This window comes from Fusobacterium varium, assembly GCA_021531615.1.
Taxonomy (GTDB): domain Bacteria; phylum Fusobacteriota; class Fusobacteriia; order Fusobacteriales; family Fusobacteriaceae; genus Fusobacterium_A; species Fusobacterium_A varium_C.
On record JADYUE010000084.1, the window covers coordinates 1 to 970 of the forward strand.

General features: G+C 33.7%; 1 protein-coding gene. It reads left to right on the top strand.

What is annotated here, in order from left to right; all coding sequences use genetic code 11:
- Positions 1-14: 14 nt before the first annotated feature.
- On the top strand, positions 15-970 hold a 956-nt coding region (locus I6E31_12425; GenBank protein MCF2640763.1), incomplete at its 3' end, for an iron-containing alcohol dehydrogenase.

The window sequence follows — 970 nt, forward strand, 5'->3', positions numbered from 1 at the left end:
TTTGGAGGGAAAATATGGCAAGATATATTTTAAATGAAACAAGCTATTTTGGAATAGGAAGTAGAGCAGAATTAGCAACTGAAGTACAAGCAAGAGGATATAAAAAAGCTCTTTTAGTAAGTGACAAAATATTAGCTAGTTGTGGAGTATTAGATAAAGTAAAAGAAGTATTAGATAAAGCTGAAATAGCTTATGAAGAGTTTACAGAGATAAAACAAAACCCAACAGTTAAAAACTGTAAAGATGGACTAGAAGCTTTCAACAAAGCAGGAGCAGATTTCTTAATAGCAGTAGGAGGAGGATCTGTAATAGATACAGCAAAAGCAGTGGCAATAGTAAAAAATAACCCTGAATTTGCAGATATAAAATCACTAGAAGGAGTAGCACCAACAAAAAATAAATGTGTGCCAATAATTGCCCTTCCAACAACTTGTGGAACAGCAGCAGAAGTAACAATTAACTATGTAATAACATTAGAAGATGAAAATAGAAAAATAGTGTGTGTAGATCCAAAAGATATACCATTAGTAGCAATAGTAGATGCTGAATTAATGTTAACAATGCCAAATAAAACAATAGCAGCAACAGGAATGGATGCTTTAACACATGCAATAGAAGGATATATTACAAAAGGAGCTCATGTAATATCAGATATGTTTGAGCTAAAAGCTATTGAAATGATAGGAAAACACCTAAGAGGAGCAGTAGCAGATAAAAACTTAACAGATATGGAAGGAATGAGTATAGCTCAATATGTAGCAGGAATGGGATTCTCAAATGTAGGACTAGGAATAGTTCACTCAATGGCTCATCCACTAGGAGCAGTATATGATATACCTCACGGAGTAGCAAATGCACTATTACTACCAATAGTAATGGAATTTAATATGTCAGCTTGTATAGATAAATATGGAGATATAGCAAGAGCTATGGGAGTAGATACAACAGGAATGACAAAAGAGGAAGCAGC